This is a genomic window from Halomonas sp. XH26 (genome assembly GCF_024138895.1).
Taxonomy (GTDB): domain Bacteria; phylum Pseudomonadota; class Gammaproteobacteria; order Pseudomonadales; family Halomonadaceae; genus Vreelandella; species Vreelandella alkaliphila.
Genome location: NZ_CP071889.1, coordinates 3691196 through 3711559, shown reverse-complemented (window position 1 = coordinate 3711559; position 20364 = coordinate 3691196). Strand labels below are relative to the sequence as shown.

Below are 20364 nucleotides of genomic sequence, written 5' to 3'. Positions count from 1 at the left end.
TCGATGCGCGAGCCTGACTTCACCCGTGACACAGGGGCGCTGCCCTGGGGCTGGCTCTACCGCCCCCTCAAGGCGCGGCGCATAGCGCTGGCCCGGCTGCTGACGCTGAGCCTAGTGGCGACCCTGCTGGCGCTGTTACCTCCGTTGCTCACCCAGCGTTTGATCGATCACGGCCTTATGCAGGGGGACTTCAGCACCGTCGCTGCCTACGTCGCCGCCTTGGTGGTGTTGGGGCTCTCTACCCTGGCCCTACAGGGGCTAACCCGGCTGCAGCATGTGGCGCTCTCTGCCCGACTATTGCTCTCGCTGCGCCGCTCCTTGCTTCGCCATCTGCTGCGCCTGGCACCGGCCCGTTGGCAGGCGCGAGGGCGAGGCGATCTGATGAGCCGTCTAGATGGCGACCTGTCTATCCTCCAGGGCTTCGCCCTGGACGGCTTGCTTAGCGGACTCTCCAATCTGTTAGGGCTGGTGGGGGCGCTGGCTATGATTGGCCTATTCAGTCCCATGCTAATGGCCCTGGTGGCCGTGCTAGTACCCATCCAATGGCTGTGGCTGCGCGCTTGGCGCCCGGCGCTGACTCTCCGTCAGCAGGCACTCCGTGAACAGAGCGGCGAACTCTCTGGCTTCTGGCAGGATACCCTGGCCCATGGCCCCTGGTTTCAAGGTCAGGCGCTGGAGTCGTCGCGACTCAATCGTCTCCAGGGACTTGGCCACGAGCAGTTGCGACGCCTGTTGGCGGTGCGTCGGGTGGGCTTTCTCAGCGACGTGGGGCCCCAACTGATCCTCTCTCTGGCCCGGGCCGGGGTGCTGCTGTTGGGCGGCTATCTGGTGATTCAGGGGCAGTTGCAACTCGGTGAGCTGGTAGCCCTGTTGGCGTACCTCGGTATGGTGATGGCCCCCATCGGTGGCCTGCTGGGTCTCTATGGGGGGTGGCAGCGGGCCCGGGTCAGCGCTTGCCGCTTGGCCGAGCTCTTCAATGAGCCCGCCATGCGTGATCCCTACCAGGGCGGCCGTCCTGTCGGGCCTGGTGGGCTTTGCTTGGAGGGTGTGCGTTTCCGCCATCCCGGCCAATCCGGTTGGCTTCTGGATGATATTGATCTCGCGCTTCCGCCGAGCAGCAAGGTGCTGATTGCCGGTCCCTCCGGGGCAGGCAAGAGCAGCCTAATCCGTCTGTTGCTAGGGCTGGAGACGCTCGAGTCGGGTGAAATCCGTGTCGATGGCGTGCCGCTTGATGCGCTCTCCCGCCATCATTGGCTCAAGCAGGTTGCTTGGGTGGAACAGCACCCCAGCCTGCTACGCGGCAGCTTGGCCGAGACCCTGCGCGCCCTGGCACCTGAGGCAAGCGATGCCGAGTTGATTGACGCGCTTTCCCGCGTTGGGCTCGCCGACTGGCTGACCGCCCTGCCGGAAGGGTTAGAGAGCGAGTTGGGTGACTTGGGTGGCAAGGTCTCTGGCGGCCAGCGTTCACGCTTGGCCCTGGCTCGGGCACTGCTAAAAAAGCCTCGCTTGGTGCTGCTGGACGAGCCAACTGCGGCGCTGGATCCAGCGGCTGCCCGAACTTTCGATGCCTTGCTTGATGAGGTGCTGGGAGATAGCACTCGGCTGATTATCAGCCACCAAAGCGACCACTTTGGCAATCTGGATGCCTACTATCGGCTCCAGCAAGGGCAACTGGTTGCAGTGGAGGCGTCGTCATGTCTCTAATTCCGGCCAGCAGCCCGACTCTGGGGGTTATCGATAGTGGTGTGCCTCCTGGTTTGCCTCTGACGCGCTTCCACTCGCTCAGTGGTGCTGACCCCGAAGATCACCTTGGTCATGGCCGGGCGATCCTCGCCACCCTGGGCCACTATTTGCCGCTCACGCGGCTTGAAATCGCCTACTACAAGCTATTTGAGGAGCGTCTCACCGCCAATGCTGCTGCCCTGACTGCGGCCTTCGAGTGGCAAGCAGAGGTGCCACCGGTTTGGCTGCTGTGTAGTTTGGGGTTGCCCCGAGCCGACACGCGACTGCAGGAGGCGGTGGAGAGGCTACAGGCCGCAGGCACCCGCATCGTTGCTGCCAGCCCGCGCTTCGGGGCGCCGGTCTACCCAGCCGCTTGGCCCAGGGTGATAGCAGTGAGTGGCGCCGCGGGACTGATGCCGGGCTCGCCACGGCGTGATTGGAATGGCCACTGGTACGCCTGCGTCTGGGCGGGCCGAGATCTCCCCGAGGAAGGCCGAGTTTGGCAGCCCTGGCAGGTGGGGCCACCACCGGTGGAAACTCCTCCTGCACTGGGCGGAGCCAGCTTCGCTGCGGCCCATGCGCTGGGCTATTGGCTGGCGGAGTCAATCGGTGAAAGGGGGGCACCGCCAAGAGAGTGGGGCTCGGGCAGCGCTGGCCAGTCAGGGTGATCGGCCCACCAGCGGATGATCGCCATGGCCGCGGGGCCAGCGGCGGCCAATAGTGCCCGAGCCGCTGCGTGGTCGCCATCCTGCATAGCCTTGACCAGAGGCGCTAGGGAGATTCCCGCCACTGCCTGAATTCCCATTGGCTGGTCCTGGGTAAACACCAGCTCCCGCTCTGCCAAGTGGTTACCAATGATAGCCAGGCCGCGTCTCACTCGTACTTGAGCCCAGGGCTCTGGTAGATGTAGCGGTTGATGATCGGGCCAGTGACAGCGCTCCGTCCAGTAGGGTGCCGGATCGGCGTCTATCGACTCTTGATAGGCAGCCTGACGGTAGAAGTCACGGCCAGCCCGGGCGAAACGCCAGTACTGGGCATCCTGGCGGCGTTGGTGGAAGCGCTCTAGGGGCGCCGCGATGCTGGTTTCCTCAAAGAGACTATTGAGAACTGGTGCTAGGCCGTGGGCTGAGGAGAGCGCATTGAAAATGCCCTGTCCGGAGAGGGGATCGATGGCCATAGCGGCATCCCCGAGGCGCCAGAGGCGCCCCTCTCTCACTTGGGTGCGCCCCAGTAGGCTAGGGCGCTGGTAGTGATGACAAATCTTGGCTTGGCCCCAGAGCTGTGCCAGGTCGGGCTGGGCGGCTAGCCAGATGTTGGGGTCATGCCGTGCCCGGCGTAGCGTTGCTTCCGGTAGGGCCAACTGCAGATACTGCTGGCCTTTAAGCCGTGCCCACCAGGCCCAGCCTCCGCCGGGCAACGACAGGGCAGCGCTGGCAGGGTCTGAGTCGGCGGCCTCGCCGCGTAGGATCCAAGCAGGGGTTGACCAGGGAGCTGCGTCGCGGAACTGGCGCCGCGCCGCCGCCCGGCCCCGGGCCTCCACGCCCCAGGGAGCGGTCAGTATGCGACCATCTGCCAGGCCCAGACGAACTTCACTTTTCTGGCTCTCCAGGAACGTGATCCTCGCTTTGATCATGGGGATACCAGCCTCGTGAAGATCTTCCAGCAGGGCAGCATCGAAGGATGGACGCGGCAGCAGCCATTCGGCGTTGGGTGCCCGAGCCTTACCACCCCAGATAACTCGTCGCGGCAAAGGACCCACCGCGCAAGCGGCAGCCCGGTGCAGCCCCAGGCTTTGTAAGGCCTGGAGGCTGCGCCGGGCAATGCCCTCAATGGCCTGGTAATCGCGGACACGCCCCACCAGGGTGACTCGTCGACCAGCGCGATGCAGCAGCATGGCCAGAGCGGCACCAGCGGGGCCGCTTCCGGCGATCAATATCTCGCTATCCATGTCTTGGCGCATTAGATGAATCCCCTTGGGGCTGGTACGGTGCCAGGACTTGGTTATATCAAACGATCATCACAACCGATTTCTGCTCTGTGTAATGCTCGATCAGTGAATCGCCGAGCTCGCGGCCAATGCCTGACTGTTTGAAGCCGCCGAAGGGCATGCAGGCATCCAACAGGTTGTGGCCGTTGACCCAAATACTACCGGCCTCTATTTCTGGTACCAGGCGATTGACCGCGGCAAGATCGTTGGACCAGATGCTGGCGGCCAGTCCATAAGGAGAGTCGTTGGCCAGTAACACCAGTTCGTTAAGATCGCGGAAGGTCTGGACCACGACCACCGGACCGAAGATCTCCTCTTGCACACAGCGGCTTTCCTGGGCCAAGCCGGTGATCACCGTCGGCTCGACGAAGTAGCCGATTTCACTGCCTTTACCACCGCCGGTGACGATGGTGCCGCCGTCGCTGCGCGCTTGTTCGATATACGCCAGCACCCGGTGCTGCTGTTTAGAGGAGACCAGCGGGCCGAGGGTGCTGGTGGGTTCCCAGCCCGGCGCTAGCGTCAGCTTCTGGGCCTGTTCGGCGAGTTTGGTGACGAAGGTATCGTGGATCGACTCATGTACATAGATCCTCGACCCAGCGGTACACACCTGCCCCTGGTTAAAGAAGATTGCCTGAGCCGCGCCAGTAGCGGCTGCCTCGATATCCGCATCGGCCAGCACCATCACCGGCGATTTGCCGCCCAGTTCCAGGGTGGTACGGGTCAGGTTCTCCATGGCGGAATGCCCGATTTGCTTACCCACGGGGGTCGATCCGGTGAAGGCTATCTTGTTGATTCCTGGGTGGCTGGCCAGCGCTGCTCCAGCGGTGTGCCCCAGACCGGTGACGACGTTGAGAGTGCCAGCCGGGAAGCCTACTTGCTCGGCCAGTTCTGCCAATAATATGGCGGTTAGCGGGGTGTCCTCGGCGGGCTTGAGTACGATACTGCAGCCAGCAGCTAGGGCCGGAGCGACCTTCCAAGTTGCCATCAGCAGTGGGAAATTCCAGGGGATGATGGCACCCACCACGCCTATGGGCTCGCGGCGGGTGTAGGCGATAATGTGCTTGTCTTCGGGCACGAAAGGCATCGAGGGTGTCATGCTACGCCCCTCGATTTTGGTGGCCCAGCCCGCAGTATAACGGATAAAGTCGATGGCGAGAGCTACGTCCATATGCCGCGAAAAGGTCACTGGCTTGCCGTTGTCTAGTGTCTCGAGTAGGGCAAAGTCATCGGCGCGGGCCTCCAGAGCATCGGCAAGATCCAGCAGCAGCTTTTCACGCTGGGCTGGCCGCGACTTGCGCCAGTCACGGAAGGCCTCTCGGGCAGCACCGACTGCAGCATCAATATCGGCGGCATCACCCGCCGGAACCTGACTGATCACTTCCGCGGTGGCGGGATTATAGACATCCAGCATCTGGCCGCTGGCGGCGGTGCGCCACTGGCCGCCAATAAAAAGAGCGTGGCTCTTGTCCAGCCAAGCTTGAATGGCAGTTGAGGGCTGCGTCATGGTTGTGCTCCTGTCAGGCTGATTTATGATTGTTTTGAGTGCGTGCTAAGCATTGCACGCCTCCAATACTCCCTAGCAAGCCCCGTGCCAGCTCAGGGAAATAATATAATCACAACAATATCAGTGAGTTGAAGGTTGGTTATGACGATATTCTTCCGCCGTTTTGTCGCCGGATACGACGGCTGTCGCATTCTGGGACAGCTCGCTAACCTCGCTGGGAGAAGCCCATGATCTCCAAAACAGTCCTGAGAACCCCCGACGTGATTCTCCAGGCCCGTGAACATCTGCTCCGTGGCCAGCAACTACCGATGGGCATGCTCGATGCCAGTATCGACCGTTCTTGGCAGCGCTGCATTGAGCATGGACTGCAGCTTGGTAGCCTACCCGAGTTGCCGCGGCTCGACAGTGGCGAACTCCGCGCTCAGCGCGAGATGCATCGTCGCCTTATTGAACTGGCTGACCCGCTGATCAGGCGAGTGACTGAGGACCTGCGTGGCTGCCAATTGCTGCTGGCCACCCCGGATGCCACCGTGCTCAAGAGCTACGGCCAGCGATTCGTGCTTAATGATCGCTTTCACATCGGGGCTGGCATCAACCTGGATGAACGCTGGTTCGGGACCAATGCACCTGCCCTAGCGCTCATCGAGCGGGCACCGGTGCTGGTCAAGTCCTGCGAGCATCTGCTGTTCCCCGACAACCCTGTTTCCTGTGTAGCCGCCCCGTTGTTTGATCTCAACGGCGACTGTTTAGGATTGATCGACCTTACCTTCGAGGCCAATCACCCTCGACCAGAAATTTTCCTGCGCCGAGTGCAGCAGCTCACGGGGGCGTTGGAGCAACGGCTGTTTTTCCACCACTACCAGCAGCGTTGGGTGCTCCAGGTGCACGCATCGCTGGCTGAGTTGGACGGCGTGAGTTGTGGTCTAGTGGCAATGAACGACTCGGGGCTGATCTTGGCGGCTGATTCTCAGGCCGCCCAATGGCTGGGCGAGGCCTCTGCCTCACTAATTGGTCGCCATATTGAAGAATTATTGGGCAATTCCTGGAAGGAAATCTGTCGTCAATGCGAACGGTGTTCGGTCTTGCTGGGGCTGCCGCTTACCGGCGCCCAACTGGTGGGGCGGCTCAATCCCCCGGATCAGTGGCAGCCGGCAATTTTTAGCGGAGAAGCCACGGTGATGCCGGCGTCACCCGAACCATTCCTCTCTCGTGGGCTTGAGGCGCTGGTGGAGGACTGGCCCATGGCGCTGGCCCGGGAGGCTCGCCGAGCTAGCCGGGCACTGGAAGCGGGTTTGCCTGTACTGCTGCAGGGCAAAACTGGCACCGGAAAAGAGCAGTTGGCTCGAGCACTGCATAGCAGTCTCGGTGAGCAGCGGCCCTTCTTGGCACTTAACTGCGCAGCGCTGCCCGAAAGCCTTATCGAGGCGGAGCTATTCGGCTATGTGGAAGGCGCCTTTACCGGCGCCCGTAAGGGCGGGTACAGCGGGCGTCTGGTACAAGCTAATGGTGGCACTTTGATGCTCGACGAGATCGGTGACATGCCGCTGGCGCTGCAGGCCCGTCTGCTGCGGGTGTTGCAGGAGAGAGTGGTGACGCCTCTGGGCGATCACCGCGAGGTGCCCATCGACTGCCGAGTAATAGCCGCTAGCCATCGCGATTTGGAAAGTCTGGTGACAACCGGTGACTTCCGCGAAGATCTTTTTTATCGTCTGGCTGGGGTGGTAGTAGAGCTTCCCACGCTGAACGAGCAGGCTGATCTCGCGGGACAGATTCGTCAACACTGGGCCGCGCTATGTCGCCAACATGGCCGCTCTCTGGCGCTGGATGAATCCTTATTAGAGTGTTTGACTGCCTACCTTTGGCCCGGCAACTGGCGGGAACTAATACACTGTTTAGAAGCGGCTCTGGTGGGAGCTGAGCCAGAGTGCCAACGGCTAACCATAGAAGGGCTTTCGCCGCGTTGGCAGCGTAAGCTTGCTCAGCCCATAGAAAGTGGCGTTCGTAATACGGTCACATCGGAGGGCCTTGGCAACGGTTGCCAAGAACTGCGAGAAATGGAGCGAACCCATATGGTACGTACGCTCGAAGCCCATGGGGGAAACATGACTGCCGCGGCCCGGACGCTAGGTATCAGCCGCTCGACGCTTTATCGACGGCTGGGGGAAGCGTCACCTTGAGCCGGTGAAGTGCAACCAAGCTGGACGGTCTCTTCCAGCTTGGCCTTATAGGCTGTCTAGCTCAACGGAGGGTAGGTGCCCCCCCGCCATAAGACACGTAAGGCGTTCATTCCAATCCACCGAAGCGTTGGTAGAAACTAGGGCCAGGGGCTGGTAATGGGCCCTCGGCAGTTTCTAGGTGCCGGTCCAGCCAGCGCTCTGCGCGCTCGTAGAGCAATCGATAGAGGTTGCGGCAGAGCTGATGGGCGTAGCGACCTTCCCACGCCGTGGGGAGTAATTCGTCAGGCAGTAGGGGGTCACGTAACTGAACCTTACGATACTCGTGAATCAGCAAGGTGCGAGCAATGAAGCACTCTTCCTGCCCTAAATGGTTCTCTGCGTTGAGCGCATTCCACAGTGGGCGAAACTTAACCAGAAAACGCTGGTAAAGCTCGGCGAGTTCGTCGAGGTTCCAGCTGTCTCTGACCTGCAGGCGCAGCGGCTTACTGGTCATGGGCTCCATGGTCTGGGTTTGCATTACGATCGTGTCGTCTGCCGCATCAAGCTCTTGCAAAGCCACCATGGTTTCCGCGCATGACAGCGTGGGATGCGCCAGCACGCCCTGAGCGAAACTACCAAAACCGAGCCATTCAAGCTCATCGCGAATCTGCTGGCGACGGTCGGCTGGCAACTGCGTCAGCAGCGCCAATGTCCACTGGCCCGACCAGGGTGGCTGGGCACCGTGATAGACACGCTTGAAAGCTTGTTCAAAACGACGTCGTCCAGTGCCGCTCAGCCGGTAGTAGCTGCGACGACCGACCTTTTCGCCACGTAGCCAGGTTTCATGGGTCAGCCGATAAACCGATGTGCGCACCAGCCGCTCATTGATACCGATGGGCTCCACCAGTTTCGATAGACTGCCGAGCCATACAGTACCGCCCCGCGGAACGATAGAGTCGCCATAGACAGTAATAATCAGTGAGCCGGCGCGAATAGGCCGACGCTTCTGGAAGTCATCAATAAGCGTAGCGACGCAGTCTGTAGCTGACGACATGGTGTGTGTTGATTCCCTTGACGATGAAGTTGTCGCAAAACGACAGAAAATATAGCTTTTATAGAAGATTATCGTATCACGTTTTTTTGCGATTTGGCCTGCAGGGTTATCAGTGAATCATGGAGAATGATTTAGTATCGCAAAGGTCGTGGACGCTAGCATTTCGTTGCGGCTTCTTATGAAGATATGACACTAATTTCAATGGTTGCTTACGTAACCCCTGCTATACTCCCCCGGTTTTAAAAATAGAGTTTCTTGGTGCCATTTCGGTCTTTCTTAGCTCGCATGATGTGCTGCTAGACCTTGGTTGTCGTTTGAATAAAAGTGAATCGTTCTATGAAAATAAAATAAAAAGAAGCAGTTACAGGATCACACGTCGACGACCATGTTAATTGGAAGTTACTTTCTTTTTTAAAACGCTGATGTGTCTGGCGAGGAGGTATGTAGATATTTATTAAATATGCAGTGGAGCAGTAGAAAAAGAAAACTAAAAACGCCAGAAAAATTAAAAAATAACTACAGGAATGGTTGTGATGATTTTAGGGCTTACCTTGCTATATGTCGGAGCAGTACTGTTTGTGAACGGAATATGGCTGCTAGGAAAGATTGGTGACAAAGAGGTATCTGTTATCAACATCATGGTTGGTGTGTTGAGCTTCATTATTGCTGTCTATTTGATTTTCCGAGAACCGGATAATTCTGCTGCAATTAGCACGGGGGCATTTACCTTGTTATTTGCTTTTACTTATCTTTGGGTTGGAGCTAACCAGTTTTTAAAGGCGGATGGAGCAGGTCTTGGATGGTTCTGCTTTTTTGTTAGTATTACAGCGGCGTTTGTTGGAGCAAGCTCTATCGCCGATATAGGAATTAACTTTGAGCTGTGGAATACATTTAGCTGGTTTGCATGGTCTGCTTTGTGGTTCAGCTTCTTTTGCTTGCTAGCATTAGCGAAAAAAATACAGCATTCAGTTGCAATTTATACACTATTTTGCGCAGTTTTTACGGGTTGGATTCCTGGCGTTCTGATATTATTAGGGATTATTAATGCATAGCTGTTCGTTACTAAACGTAAATAATACTTAAAATTTTTTGAGAACACCTATATTATGAAATCACACGGTATATAATCGTTTAATAATCACACCTGCTCGTGAGTACGCCTGCCATGCTGAAGTAGCACTCTTAACATGTTTTACTGTGCTATCAGTATATGGCAAAGACATTAAAACTAAGGAGATGAATACATGGCATCAGTATTAAGCGACTACATCAAGAAAGAGCAGATGTTAAAGCAGCTACAGGAAGAGTTGCAAGCGCTTGAAAACAATAGTGAATTGAAAAAAGAGCTGGAGTTCAACGAGAAATTGCAAGCGCTTATGACAGAGCATGGCAAGCTAGCCCGCGATGTATGCGAAATGCTTGACCCATCATATCGCTCCGCATCTGTTAAAGGCACCAAAATAAGCAGTACCGATGGCCGCAAGAAGCGCCCTCTAAAAGTGTACAAGAACCCACACACGGGGGAGGTCGTTGAAACGCGTGGTGGCAACCATAACGTCATTAAAGAGTGGAAAGCTGAATTCGGCAATGAAGAAGTGGTTAGTTGGGTGGTAGAAGAACGCGCCTAATCTGTTCATTCGTCGCTCGCACGGTTCCACCGCGAGCGGCGTATATTTACTAGCTGGAAATGATCTCTATATCTTTATAAGGTCGATATTTTTTTACGCTTACCTTGTAAAGCACGTAGAGCGCTAGGAGCGAGTAATGAAAAAAACATGGCTTTGTTGTTTAAGTTTAGCTGCAACAGCAGGAGTTTTACTGCTGCCAGCAGCGCACGCAACAGAAAGGTTGTGTGAAGATAAAGCGACTGTCCTACGACAACAGCTGGAATACGCTCAAGCACACGATAATCAGCATCGTGTTAGAGGATTGCAGCGTGCATTGCACTCCATCGAAGAGAATTGCACAAATGAGCAAGTGATTACAGAGGCTGCCGAAGAGGTTCGAGAGAGCCAGGAAGAGGTACGTGAGCGTGAGTTAGCACTTGAGGAGGCTCTCAGAGAGGGCGACGAAGACGATATTCAGAAACGGCGTGAAAAATTAGCAGAAGAAGTACGTGAGCTTGAAGAGCACACACAAGAACTGAATTTGCTGCAGCAACGTATTAACGAATAGTCTGCATCAAGACTGAGTGTAAGCTGCAGCGATGCGCTTATTCCAAGCAGCCTCTTTTTACTACCGATGAAAGGAGGCTAACGTTTTTTCATCTGTAACATTACCTTGTATTTATCCCTCCTTCTCTCTCCCTGCATTTTGAATTCTGCATCAATGGCTCAGATCTCTGCATATTGATGCTGGATCAGACCTTGTCATTACTCTTCACGTTCTTAAACAAGCATCTGTTGAAGGCAGTGATGCTTCATTGATAGATGTGTCGCCACCCAGTGTAAAGCCTTCTTTTTATTGAAATGTAAATGTACAAAATGCGCTATGGCTAACTTTTTGTATAGCTAGACTAGCTTTTGTACAAGTTTATGGTTTTTAATGATCATAGGTATCTGCCTCGTGCAAATGCAATTCAGCGGTGGTGATAGAGAGTCCACCATACCTGGGCGGGGTGCGAGAAAACTTATGTTTTTAAAGATAAAAAGGTGCTCCAAGAGATGACTTCCACCAATTCCCAAGCTGGGCTGAAGGAATCGACATCATTCGGCCTTTTCCCCCGCACTGTGACGCTGGCTGGTAATGATCCTGACGCGACACGTCGGGATATTGAGACCTGTTTTACCGCGACGTTTGACCGCTATGAGTCACTTTTTACTACATTAGTGAGCGAGGAAGCGTACGTTCGGAAGTCCATCCCTCTTAGGCATCCACTGATTTTCTACCTCGGACATACCGCGACGTTTTTCGTCAACAAGCTAGTGCTGGCTAAACTCCTGCCCACTCGTATCGATCCCAACATGGAGTCTATTTTTGCTGTTGGCGTCGATGAGATGAGTTGGGATGACCTGAATGATGACCACTATGAGTGGCCGTCAGTCAGTGATGTTATGAGCTACCGCAACAAGGTTCGTGCGGCGGTACTCACCTTGATTCGAGAACTACCGCTTTCGTTGCCAATTGATTGGGACAGCCCGTTTTGGCCCATTGTCATGGGCATTGAGCATGAGCGGATTCACCTGGAAACGTCGTCAGTATTAATCCGTCAGCAGCAGCTTCATCTGGTGACTCCCCAGAGAGAATGGGAGCCAGTGAGCATTAGCGGAGAGCCACCGGAAAACAGCCTGATCACAGTGCCAGGGGGAGGGGTAACCTTAGGCAAGTCCTTTGACGACCCTTGGTACGGCTGGGATAACGAGTACGGCCATCATAAGGCTGAAGTGGATGAGTTCAAGGCTAGCCAGTTCTTGGTGAGTAACAGTGAGTTTCTTGAGTTTGTAGAAGCTGGCGGCTATTTGAGCGATACGTTTTGGTCTGAAGAAGGGTTGAGCTGGCGCAAATTTGCTAAAGCGATGCACCCCACTTTTTGGGTGTGGAAAAACGAATGGTGTCTACGCTTGATGACAGAAGAAGTGGAGATGCCTTGGGATTGGCCTGTTGAAGTCAACTTCCATGAAGCCAAAGCCTTCTGCAACTGGAAAAGTGAGCAGATCGGCCAGCCTGTACGCATGCCAACAGAGGATGAATGGCATCGCTTGGTTGAAGAAGCCGGTGTCACCGAGCTAAATAGTGGTTCGCCCGCTAATGCCAACCTGCATCTGGATCATGGCGCTTCCTCCTGCCCAGTGACTCGTTTTCAGCACGGTCAGTGGTTTGATGTCGTGGGCAACGTCTGGCAATGGGTGGAGACCCCGACCTATCCATTCCCTGGGTTTGATGTTCATCCGCTGTACGATGATTTCACAACACCGACTTTCGACAATCAGCATAATCTGATTAAGGGCGGCTCATGGATATCGTGTGGTAACGAAACGCGCCTTAGTGCACGCTATGCGTTCCGGCGCCATTTTTTTCAGCATGCAGGTTTCCGCTATGTGGTGTCGGATGCAGAGGTTACGCTGCCCAGCGCCTATTATGAAAGCGATGCTCGCATGGCTGAGTATGCAGAGTTTCATTACGGCGATGACTGGTTTGGCGTTGCCAACTTCCCACAAGCATTGGCCAACCGGGCGTTGGACAGCCTGTCGGGCAAGCAGAAGAAGCGCGCCCTCGATCTAGGGTGTGCCAGTGGGCGCTCCAGTTTTGAGCTGGCCCGCGAGTTTGAACACGTTGATGGCGTGGACTTCTCGGCTAACTTTATTCGCCAGGGCGTGGAGATGGCCGAGCAAAAAGTGTTGCGTTATACCCGTGTGGAAGAGGGCGAATTAGTCAGCTACCAGGAGCGTACGTTAGCGAGTCTGGGGCTGGAAGAGTCGGCGAGCCGCGTTAGCTTTCATCAAGGTGATGCTTGCAATCTCAAGCCGCAGTTCAGCAATTATGATCTTGTGCTGGCCGCCAACCTGATCGACCGACTCTACAAGCCTGCACAGTTTCTGCAAACGATCCATCAGCGCATCAATGTAGGCGGTATTTTGATGATCGCCTCGCCTTATACTTGGCTGGAAGAGTACACGCCCAAGGAAGAGTGGATTGGTGGGTTCAAGAAAGATGGTGAAAACGTTAGCACGTTGGATGGCCTTAAAGCGCTGCTTGAACCCAATTTCCGGATGATTAGCGCCCCTGAAAAAGTGCCCTTTGTGATCCGTGAGACCATGCATAAATACCAGCACAGCCTCTCGGAAGTCACGCTATGGGAGCGTCGTGCCTAGCGAGGTTTAAAAAAGACCCTCAATGGCCCGGTTAATCGACGCATGTTCGGTTAACCGGGCAAACAAATCTTCGTCGGCTTCGCCGTTGATCAGCCCCAGTAATACACCTAGTACGGCACCTCTGTGCACGTTGTCACCGCCAATTTCTGCATTGATTTGTAAGGCCTTAAGGGGGTTCTGTTGGTGTTTGCAGGCAAGATATAGCACCGCAGGCCAGGCGTCAGTAATATAACAGGCTGTGGATAAAATACTTCCGACGACTTCGCGTTCGCTATATTGGCTAGCAACGAGTTTTGTCAGATCACGTTTTGATAAGCCACGTGTGCCCTGTAGTAGCATTTCCTGAACCGAGCTTTCGCGTTCGCGGAATAGTAAACCGTCGATCAGTTCAACGTAGGCGTCGCAAACCTCGGCGAGAAAGTTGTCCGGGTGTGTCAGAGCGAGATGCTGTCGGCAAAGCTTACGTGTATCTGTCAGAGAGGTGCCCTTCATACGTTCGCCAATTACCAGCGGGGCAATTGTCACTAAGCCTCCAATGGAAGGCGTATCGTGAGTCACCGCACCACACTGTTTGGGCGGCAATCCCTTTTCAAGATTTGCAAAAAAGCCGCGGTGGTAAGATTCGGCATAGGTATCCGGGTGGGCTGGTGTCTCTGCCGTCATCATGCGGATATAAGCTTGAAGGAAGGTGTCACTATTATAGTGCTGCTCTGGCGCCGTCATGGTTTTCATTAGCGCTAACGCACAGTGTGCATTGAGCGTGTTATCTCCAGGAGCCATGCCCTGGTGATAATGTACATTTGGGCGATCCCAGTACGACTGCTTTCCTTTCAGAATGACACCGCCAACAATCTCAGGCTGTTGACTAATCGCTGCACGTTTGCGACCACCGCCACTGGTAGAGTGCATCGACATAATCGAGGAAGGGTGGAATTTAGGAGGCGCTTCAAATGTTTTTATCCCACCTGGAAAAGCGCTATCGATATCGTGAACGTTATAGAACCAGTGAACGGGCATGGCCAGTGCATCGCCAATAAATAGGTTTTTAAGCGCGGCAGTCGCTCTTGCTAACACAGTGTGGGTCATGGGCTGGCTCTTTAGCGTTATGTTTCGCTGTGAAAATGCAGTATTAAGCAACGCAAGACATAAATTGAGCGTTAACATTACCGCGAGCCATCGCGAATATAAAGTATGTACAAGAAATAGAGAGGATGGCGGGAGTACAGTCCGCCTGCGAAGCTAATACTGGCCACGCCTATAGAGATCAAAAAGACAAACAACAGTGAAGGGAGCATCGCAATGAAATCACTTCAAAAACGCCTTGGCCTTATGGTAGCTATGCTGCTGATGGTAACTCTTGTCAGCGGATGTCGCGGGCAACTAACCGTAACGGTGCCATTGCCCATGCTGGTGAACAACCCAGCTGCCTTTGATGATAGGCAAATCGTGACCCAGGGCGTCGTGCGGCATTTCAACGACCCCCTTCATTATTGGATCGAAGACGAACAGCTTAATCGGGTTGAGATATTTCTCCACCAGGAAATAGCGCCCTATTTAGATGAAAGTGTGGAGGTAGAAGGCCAGTTTCACTTCTCTCCGAATGAGGGGCGGCGGCTTACCCTCACGCGGGTCGATCAGTTACCAGGCGAATAACCTCTGTAGTTAAGCGACGCTATTAGCAACCTAACGTAGCAAGAGCGAACGATCTATCGCTATAAACTCATTGGCCTCATTTATTAATGATGCTGCCGTAAGTTGGGGAACACCATAAACCTCAACTTTTTTACCATGCTTAACGCGTATTTTGTTGACTAAAAGATCAAAGTCTCCATCGCCGGACACTAATACAATAACATCTGCTTGTTCTGCATATTCCATTGCATCGAGAGCAATGCCAACATCCCAGTCACCTTTCGCAGAACCGTCTGAACGTTGGATGAACAGTTTCAGTTTTACATTAAAACCAATTGCTCTGAGTATATTTTGAAACTCCCGTTGCTTTTGGTCACCTCTGTCGATGGCATAGCAAAAAGCAGCCACAACGTCTCTTCCTGCGGTTACTTGTGCCCAAAATTTGTTGTAATCAAAGTTCTTACCATACGCTTCTCGCACGGTGTAATATACGTTTTGGATATCAACAAATATCGCAACTTTGGTCATTAGATATAATCTTTTTTGTCGTTAATGATGAAATCAATGTGATTCTTCGGCGAGCAGGCATAGTGTTTTTACTGCCGCTGGCTGACGCCCCTTTTGCCAAGCAAGCATGAGATCCGTGGCTATTGGCAAGTCGTCTAATTCATAGGCGACAATGTCTTCGTCCCCTAGTGCCATGATGCTCGGCATAATCGCATACCCCATTCCCGTTGCGACCAAACTGCGAATAGTGATGTCATCGCGACACTCCTGAACAGTATTGGGTACGAAGCCTACCTTCTGAAAGCACCTGTCTAACCGGTCGAAGCTGCCAGGTGTTGAGGTTCGACTAAACCGAATGAATGGCGCGTCGTGAAAATCCTTAAGCGAGGTCGGGGTAGTCGCTATGAGAGGGTGGCATCGACTGGTGAAGACCGCCATACGAAAACTGGCTAATGGATAGTAATCTAGCCGTGGCTCATCTTCTCGTTCAATGAATAGAATGCCTGCATCGAGCCGACCCGCCAGAATCGCCTCTGCCTGAGGACCTGACAACATTGATTCCAGCGTTAACTGCGTTGATGGATAGCGTGAGCGAAATCTGCTGATAAGTGCTGTGATGCTAGGAATATAGGGATGTATGGTGCTAATCCCGAGCGAGAGGCTTTCGCGGTAGCCATTGGCAATATCGCGTGTTTTTTTCGCGACACTTTCGAGTTCTGACAGTAGACGCTGCCCGTTGGCATATAGGTAATGCCCCGCTTGGGTCAGAGATACCCCTTTGCGGTCACGATAAAACAGGACTGCTCCGATATCGGCTTCAAGCTGATGTATCTGTCGCGTCAAGGCGGGCTGAGCGATCGGTATCTGCTTGGCTGCAGACGATATCGAACCCGCTTCGACCACCGCCAGGAAGTACCTTAGTTTTTTTGTGTCCATGTCCGCTCCCGGAGACGTCACGATGCGCGTCTCATTTCATACAGAAAATACAACTAAAGCCTCATCTCATAAAGGTATGACGCTATCGGGAAGAAGTATTTTATTCGTACCAAGCGTTACAACATACTCAAAAACAATCTGGCTAAGCGTATAGCGGCGTACGCGGCTCATGTTGCATAAGCATGTGTTATCGCAGACGCCAGATGGCGCATTTCTCCCAGGTTTACCACTTTACAACAAGGTTTTACCTCTCATGACGTTATCAGCCATTGAGCTTGAGAAAATGATCACGTTTCGTAGGGAGCTCCATCAGCACCCAGAGTTATCTGGTCAGGAGTCTATAACCGCTGAGCGTATTGCAATGATGCTACGTGACTTGGGGGTAGATGAGGTGCATGAGAAGATAGGTGGCCACGGTGTGGTCGGCGTCATCCAAGGCACCAGCAAGGGGGCAACCGTTGGGCTTCGAGCCGACTTCGATGCCTTGCCACTCGAGGAAGCTAATCAGTTTTCGCATCGTTCCAGCCAGTCAAATGTAATGCATGCATGTGGGCATGACGGACATACGGCAATGCTGATGGCCGCTGCTGCACAGTTGGTTAACCAGCGCCCAGCTCAGGGAAATATTGTGTTGATTTTTCAACCCGCCGAGGAAATTGGTACTGGTGCTGAAGCGATGCTTGCGGAGGGGCTTCAGGAGAGATTCTCTCTTGATGCAATATTTGGACTGCACAATTGGCCAGGTGTAGATGCCGGGCGTTTTGTTATCCATGACGTCCCTCACATGGCATCAAGCGACGACTTTGAGGTGACGTTCCACTCTACGGGTGGACATGGAGCGATGCCTCATCTCACAACAGACCCCATCGTCGCGGCCAGCCTATTTACAACCGCCATTCAACAGATTGTCAGTCGTAATATTGACCCCCAGGACATCGCTGTTATCAGTCTCGGCAGTCTGCAAAGCGGCCATGCTAGCAATATTATTCCGGCGACTGCTCGGCTGACGGGTACCGCGCGCTGCTTTAAACCCGAGCTACGCAAACGCCTTGAGAAGCGGATTAGCGACGTGGCAGAAGGGGTTTCCAAGGCAACAGGATGCGACGTCACACTCGATTACGTTCCTTCAACACCAGCGGTTGCCAATGACCGCGGTTGTGCCCAACTGTGCCGCGATGTGGTGGTGCAGCGTTGGGGGCATGAACAGCTGGTAGAGCACCCAGTCAGCATGGGAGCTGATGATATGGGAGCTTTTCTTACCCATATTCCTGGTGCCTATGCATGGATTGGCAATGGTTCAGGGCCACAAACACCGAAACTTCACCAGCCTGACTATGACTTTAACGATGCCATTCTGTCGATTGGAAGCGACTTCCTGACAAATGTGGCAATGCAGTTTCTCGATAACCATCAATAAACTGGGGACACCCCATGACACCTCTCGAAAAAACAATGACACACGAGAAGAGTTCACGACCAACATTTCGCTTCCCGCATATTTTTGTCGTGTTATTTAGCTTTATCTGTCTCGCTGCTTTATCAACCCACTTTCTTCAGGCGGGTAGCTATGAGCGTGTAACCAATGAGCAAGGGCGTACGGTTGTAGTGCCAGACAGTTATGCGGCGGTGGAAGCGCAAGAAGCTGGCTGGTTAAGTCCTTTCATGGCGGTCTTTGAGGGTATGGGGGAAGGCAGTAGCATCATCTTCTTTATTTTTATCTCGGGGGGCGCGTTTGGCGTTCTAAAAGCAACCGGGGTCTTACAAAAAGTTGTTGCCAGTATCAGTAATGCGCTTACTGGACGTGATCTCATTCTTATACCTTTACTGATGCTTTTATTTGCGATGGGAGGAGCAACCTTCGGGCTCGCAGAAGAAACAATTGCCTTTATCATTATCCTCGCACCGTTACTGCGTATGCTGGGGTATGACTCTATTACGGCCGCAGCGGTACCACTGGTAGGTGCTGGTGCTGGTTTCTCTGCAGCGTTTATGAATCCTTTTACCGTTGGCGTTGCTCAGGATATCGCTGAACTCCCGATGTTTTCTGGAATGACCCTGCGGGCCTGTTACTGGCTAATATTCGTCAGCGTCAGTATTGCTTTCGTCACTCGCTATGCGGCCAAAGTGAAAGCTCACCCCGAAGCGAGCCCTGTCTTTAATAGCGACCGCCGCCAATTTGGCAAACCGCAAGCCAATGAGGATCCAGGCGCGTTATCGGTTGCCGATAAACTCGTCCTCGCTACTTTTGTAGGCACTATTCTCGTTATTGCCTATGGGGTGATACGCCATGGCTGGTATATCGGTGAGATGTCCGGCGCCTTTCTCTTGATGGCTATTTTAATCGGCGCATTTGCGCGTATGAATCCGAATAAAATTGCCGACCACTTTGTTGAGGGCATTCAGGAGATTGCGATGGGGGCACTGGTAGTGGGCTTTGCCTTTGGCATCCTGGTGATTCTGAGAAATGGGGATATCCTGGATACGATTCTTTATCATCTCGAAGGGCTGCTGAGCGGAATGCCCGCAGTGGTTACTGCGGTATGTATGTTTTTTGTTCAACTTGTCCTGAACTTCTTAGTCCCTTCTGGCAGTGGCCAAGCAGCACTGACAATGCCTCTAATGGTACCTCTTGCAGATCTTGTGGGAGTGACCCGTCAGACAGCTGTTCTTGCGTTTCAGTTTGGTGATGGCATCTCCAATATACTTACTCCAACGTCAGGATATTTCATGGCAGGGCTTGCGGTGGCAGGTGTGTCGTGGAGTAAGTGGATCAAATGGATACTGCCATTAGCGATTCTTCAGCTGGGTATGGCAAGTCTGATGATTACTTTGGCTCAGATCTTTTCCTGGACATAAATAAGGCATCAATAATGCGTATTAACAAAATCACGGTATATGGTGTACGTCTTCCACTTAAGCAACCGTTTAAAATTGCCTATGACACTTATCACGATATCGCCAGCCTGATTGTCAGCATCGAAACTGCTTCTGGCCAGGTTGGCTGGGGTGAAGCCGTGGTAGATCAGCATGTGTCTGGAGAGACGTATCTTGGCGCCCGAGAAATCATCACCCGTGAGCTAGCGCCGTTACTAATGGGCGCCGACGCCAGTGATATTGCGCAATTCCATCATGTCGCCAACCGTAAAATTCGCCATAATCCCTCGGCTAAAGCAGCTCTCGATATTGCGCTTCACGACCTAGTGGCGCGTGAATGCGGAAAGCCGCTTTATGCGCTGCTAGGTGGGCGTAGCCATGCTAGATTGGAACTTCCATACGTTATCAGCATGTTAGCGCCGGAGGAGATGGCGCGTCAGGCGAAAGAGGCTGCTCGACGCGGTTATCAGTCCATCAAAATCAAACTGGGCGATACGCCGGAACATGATGTTGAGCGGATTGCACGGGTTAGAGAAGCACTAGATCGATCGATTGCGCTGCGTGTAGATGCCAATCAAGGATGGAGTGCAAAGCAAGCACTTCAGGTCATTCGGCATGCAGCGCCCTATCAAGTGGATTGGTTTGAACAGCCCGTCGCTATGGAGAACCTCGCCGCCATGGCACGTGTGACTCAGTCAACTGATGCGATGATTATGGCTGATGAGCCTATTCATGGTGTTAAAGAAATGCTGGAGGTGATTCAACTAAACGCCGCTGACATGGTTAACATTAAGTTAATGAAATCCTCTGGCTTACGCCCTGCTATGGCGATGGCAGAGGTCGGAATGGCGGCTGATATACCCTGCCAGATCGGCTCTATGGTGGAGTCCTCGATCGCGACGCTCGCGGGTGCCCACCTAGCGCTGGCGCACCCCAATATTATTGCGAATGACTTGGTGGGGCCCGCCATGATTGGCGAAGATGTTGCGCAGATGCCGGGAGATGAAACGCATATTGTGTTGGACGACTCACCTGGACTTGGCGTGACTATCGACAGGAGTCGAGTGCGGGATCTCAGCGAATTTGTCGATACCATTGACTGAACCAAGATGTACTCTCGGGCAGGAGTGAAGTAAGAAGATGTTCTCTTCTTTGGTGCTTCTGCCCGATAGTTATCAATG

Annotated in this window: 17 protein-coding genes; 11 read left to right on the top strand and 6 right to left on the bottom strand. The window is 53.8% G+C overall.

The window, feature by feature from the left end:
- The first annotated feature begins 3 nt into the window (after positions 1 to 3).
- Together J4377_RS16970 and J4377_RS16965 are read left to right on the top strand one after the other, a co-directional pair.
- Positions 4 to 1704: an ABC transporter ATP-binding protein gene (locus J4377_RS16970; protein WP_198348889.1), complete on the top strand. Its 1701-nt coding sequence runs from the start codon at positions 4 to 6 to the stop codon at positions 1702 to 1704.
- The gene (locus J4377_RS16965; protein ID WP_198348890.1) at positions 1695 to 2390 is read left to right on the top strand and encodes a S8/S53 family peptidase; all 696 of its coding nucleotides are present in this window, start codon (positions 1695 to 1697) and stop codon (positions 2388 to 2390) included. Before J4377_RS16970 ends, J4377_RS16965 begins: the two co-directional genes overlap by 10 nt.
- On the opposite strand, the gene J4377_RS16960 is transcribed toward J4377_RS16965, so the two are convergent.
- Together J4377_RS16960 and J4377_RS16955 are read right to left on the bottom strand one after the other, a co-directional pair.
- Positions 2309 to 3682 (bottom strand): NAD(P)/FAD-dependent oxidoreductase, encoded by a 1374-nt coding sequence (locus J4377_RS16960; protein WP_253486208.1) that lies wholly within the window; start codon positions 3680 to 3682, stop codon positions 2309 to 2311. The two genes, J4377_RS16965 and J4377_RS16960, sit on opposite strands and share 82 nt — an antisense overlap.
- Before the next feature lie 46 nt (positions 3683 to 3728).
- Positions 3729 to 5213: an aldehyde dehydrogenase gene (locus tag J4377_RS16955; protein ID WP_038479057.1), complete on the bottom strand. Its 1485-nt coding sequence runs from the start codon at positions 5211 to 5213 to the stop codon at positions 3729 to 3731.
- Positions 5214 to 5440: 227 nt separating this feature from the next.
- Between J4377_RS16955 and J4377_RS16950 the strand changes: the two genes are divergently transcribed.
- On the top strand, positions 5441 to 7390 hold the full coding sequence (locus J4377_RS16950) for a sigma-54-dependent Fis family transcriptional regulator (protein WP_253486207.1): 1950 nt from the start codon (positions 5441 to 5443) through the stop codon (positions 7388 to 7390).
- A gap of 106 nt (positions 7391 to 7496) precedes the next feature.
- Here the strand turns inward: J4377_RS16950 and paaX are convergent, their stop codons facing one another.
- Positions 7497 to 8423 carry a phenylacetic acid degradation operon negative regulatory protein PaaX gene (paaX, locus tag J4377_RS16945; protein WP_253486206.1) on the bottom strand — a complete coding sequence of 309 codons (927 nt, stop codon included), beginning with the start codon at positions 8421 to 8423 and terminating at the stop codon, positions 7497 to 7499.
- Positions 8424 to 8956: 533 nt separating this feature from the next.
- On the opposite strand from paaX, the gene J4377_RS16940 reads away from it, so the two are divergent.
- The 4 genes from J4377_RS16940 to ovoA all read left to right on the top strand — a co-directional run bounded on the left by J4377_RS16940 (position 8957) and on the right by ovoA (position 13234).
- Positions 8957 to 9475, top strand: a complete 519-nt coding sequence (locus J4377_RS16940) for an AmiS/UreI family transporter (RefSeq protein ID WP_095603580.1) — start codon at positions 8957 to 8959, stop codon at positions 9473 to 9475.
- Positions 9476 to 9667: 192 nt separating this feature from the next.
- Positions 9668 to 10051: a histone-like nucleoid-structuring protein, MvaT/MvaU family gene (locus tag J4377_RS16935; RefSeq protein ID WP_038479048.1), complete on the top strand. Its 384-nt coding sequence runs from the start codon at positions 9668 to 9670 to the stop codon at positions 10049 to 10051.
- Between the two features lie 136 nt (positions 10052 to 10187).
- The gene (locus J4377_RS16930; RefSeq protein WP_120386177.1) at positions 10188 to 10598 is read left to right on the top strand and encodes a DUF1090 domain-containing protein; all 411 of its coding nucleotides are present in this window, start codon (positions 10188 to 10190) and stop codon (positions 10596 to 10598) included.
- A gap of 488 nt (positions 10599 to 11086) precedes the next feature.
- Positions 11087 to 13234 carry a 5-histidylcysteine sulfoxide synthase gene (gene ovoA, locus J4377_RS16925; RefSeq protein WP_198348892.1) on the top strand — a complete coding sequence of 716 codons (2148 nt, stop codon included), beginning with the start codon at positions 11087 to 11089 and terminating at the stop codon, positions 13232 to 13234.
- Positions 13235 to 13240: 6 nt separating this feature from the next.
- Here the strand turns inward: ovoA and J4377_RS16920 are convergent, their stop codons facing one another.
- Entirely contained in the window at positions 13241 to 14320 is a 1080-nt protein-coding gene (locus J4377_RS16920) for an ADP-ribosylglycohydrolase family protein (RefSeq protein WP_198348893.1), read from the bottom strand.
- Positions 14321 to 14533: 213 nt separating this feature from the next.
- Between J4377_RS16920 and J4377_RS16915 the strand changes: the two genes are divergently transcribed.
- Complete coding sequence (locus tag J4377_RS16915; protein WP_038479037.1) at positions 14534 to 14887, top strand: hypothetical protein; 354 nt, start codon at positions 14534 to 14536, stop codon at positions 14885 to 14887.
- A 30-nt stretch (positions 14888 to 14917) separates the two neighbouring features.
- On the opposite strand, the gene J4377_RS16910 is transcribed toward J4377_RS16915, so the two are convergent.
- Both J4377_RS16910 and J4377_RS16905 read right to left on the bottom strand, forming a co-directional pair.
- Positions 14918 to 15394 (bottom strand): NYN domain-containing protein, encoded by a 477-nt coding sequence (locus J4377_RS16910; protein ID WP_253486205.1) that lies wholly within the window; start codon positions 15392 to 15394, stop codon positions 14918 to 14920.
- Positions 15395 to 15427: 33 nt separating this feature from the next.
- Positions 15428 to 16309: a LysR family transcriptional regulator gene (locus J4377_RS16905; protein WP_120386180.1), complete on the bottom strand. Its 882-nt coding sequence runs from the start codon at positions 16307 to 16309 to the stop codon at positions 15428 to 15430.
- Between the two features lie 253 nt (positions 16310 to 16562).
- Between J4377_RS16905 and J4377_RS16900 the strand changes: the two genes are divergently transcribed.
- From J4377_RS16900 to J4377_RS16890, 3 genes are read left to right on the top strand one after another with little or no spacing between them, the layout of a single operon-like run.
- Positions 16563 to 17726 carry a M20 family metallopeptidase gene (locus J4377_RS16900; RefSeq protein WP_038479028.1) on the top strand — a complete coding sequence of 388 codons (1164 nt, stop codon included), beginning with the start codon at positions 16563 to 16565 and terminating at the stop codon, positions 17724 to 17726.
- A 14-nt stretch (positions 17727 to 17740) separates the two neighbouring features.
- Positions 17741 to 19165, top strand: a complete 1425-nt coding sequence (locus J4377_RS16895; RefSeq protein WP_095603588.1) for a YfcC family protein — start codon at positions 17741 to 17743, stop codon at positions 19163 to 19165.
- Positions 19166 to 19179: 14 nt separating this feature from the next.
- On the top strand, positions 19180 to 20286 hold the full coding sequence (locus J4377_RS16890) for a mandelate racemase/muconate lactonizing enzyme family protein (protein WP_198348895.1): 1107 nt from the start codon (positions 19180 to 19182) through the stop codon (positions 20284 to 20286).
- Positions 20287 to 20364 lie beyond the last annotated feature (78 nt).